The sequence below is a fragment of the Paenibacillus sp. FSL R5-0527 genome (assembly GCF_038008055.1).
Taxonomy (GTDB): domain Bacteria; phylum Bacillota; class Bacilli; order Paenibacillales; family Paenibacillaceae; genus Fontibacillus; species Fontibacillus macerans.
Window position 1 is genome coordinate 1 of sequence record NZ_JBBOYI010000013.1, and the last position, 1,249, is coordinate 1,249.

Here is a 1,249-nt window from a genome sequence, read left to right on the forward strand (position 1 = left end):
CTCGGCGGCGGTTTTGTTGGCTTCTTGCAACTCTTTGATTTTGGCCTTTAGTTCCTCATTGTCGCCTGCTGACTTTTTCAAACCCTCAAATTGTTTGTCGCGTTCTGACAAATCAGTTTCCAAACGTTTTTTAGTCTCTGCCATATCGTTGTATTGGGTTTTTGAGACAAAGTGTTTATAAACCTCTTTACCAGCCCCCTCTACAATCTCGCCGATCTTTGATTCGTCAACACCGGCATTTTTCAAAAGCTCTTTTAACCAATCCATTTATCATCAGCCTCCATAGATTTTTATAGCTGCTCTCCAGCTAAGGGAGCCGGTCGATATACTCCGACCGTGAGTATGCCTAGTTTTATGCCGTTCGACAGGGCAAAAAGTAAGGCTCAGGAATTCTCAGCCAGAGCCTCTTATGTTGCATCCACAAGTTCATATTCAGCTTCAAGCGCCTCCTTAGTGCAGACACTTAACGTTCCGTCAGCTGCCTTGACGATGCATTCACCCAATTTAGCAATCAGAACGCTTAAAGCACCACGAATCACGCGCAGCTGCACGCCGTCGCTGGTATATTCGACGCTGATCGGCAGGCCGGCAAAGTCGATGATCGCTTTATGATTCTCGGGGGTATTCGTGAACTCAATTACGTCAACGAACACCTTTTTCATATATCGTTGGGACATTAAGAACCCACCTTCTCTCCAACAGCCTCATAAGTGGCCTCGAAAATATCCGGTTTGCACGGATAGAATTCTCCATTTACACCCTTGATGATGTAATCTCCCTGGTTAGCCCACATGACACCCTCTAAAGTCACGATACCCACTTTACCTTTAACAGGGGCAGTCATGTTATCAAGTCCGACAAAATCAAGAACGTCGTCTATCGTTTGAAACCGAACCGCCTCAATTACCACTGGTTTTTTACGATATTTAGCCATTTCTTCAGCTCCTTTGCATGAAAAAAGCACCCTCGCCGTAGCGTGAGTGCTTCATTTCTCCTCTTCATCCTTCAAAACGCCGATTTTCCGCAAATGATCACGGAAACGCTTCTTGTCAGCATCGCGTTCTTCTTCGGTCCTTTCAACATAGCCGATGATCTTCGGCTTCCCCAAATCATTCCATCTTGGATCGGAAAACTTCTTCTTATCGTCGCTCACTTTTTCAACTCCCGTATCAAAACATGGTATACGCCATTGATGATTTCAACATCCACAACTTCAAAGGGGAAGTCGCGTCCATACAGAACTTCTAAC

At 45.2% G+C, this 1,249-nt stretch carries 4 protein-coding genes; all 4 read right to left on the reverse strand.

Annotated features, from left to right (window positions below):
• Positions 1-267: phage scaffolding protein (locus NYE69_RS33495; RefSeq protein ID WP_340930743.1), on the reverse strand; the 267-nt coding region annotated here is incomplete at its 3' end.
• 140 nt (positions 268-407) lie between these two features.
• Positions 408-677, reverse strand: a complete 270-nt coding sequence (locus NYE69_RS33500) for a hypothetical protein (protein WP_340930745.1) — start codon at positions 675-677, stop codon at positions 408-410.
• A complete protein-coding gene (locus tag NYE69_RS33505) occupies positions 677-934 on the reverse strand; it encodes a hypothetical protein (RefSeq protein WP_340930747.1) in 258 nt (85 codons plus the stop codon). Before NYE69_RS33505 ends, NYE69_RS33500 begins: the two co-directional genes overlap by 1 nt.
• A gap of 51 nt (positions 935-985) precedes the next feature.
• On the reverse strand, positions 986-1,153 hold the full coding sequence (locus NYE69_RS33510) for a hypothetical protein (RefSeq protein ID WP_340930748.1): 168 nt from the start codon (positions 1,151-1,153) through the stop codon (positions 986-988).
• Between the last annotated feature and the right edge of the window lie 96 nt (positions 1,154-1,249).

Coding starts and splice junctions, on each gene's coding strand:
- NYE69_RS33500 (WP_340930745.1), bottom strand. CDS start 677: ATGTCCCAACGATATATGAAAAAGGTGTTCGTTGACGTAATTGAGTTC.
- NYE69_RS33505 (WP_340930747.1), bottom strand. CDS start 934: ATGGCTAAATATCGTAAAAAACCAGTGGTAATTGAGGCGGTTCGGTTT.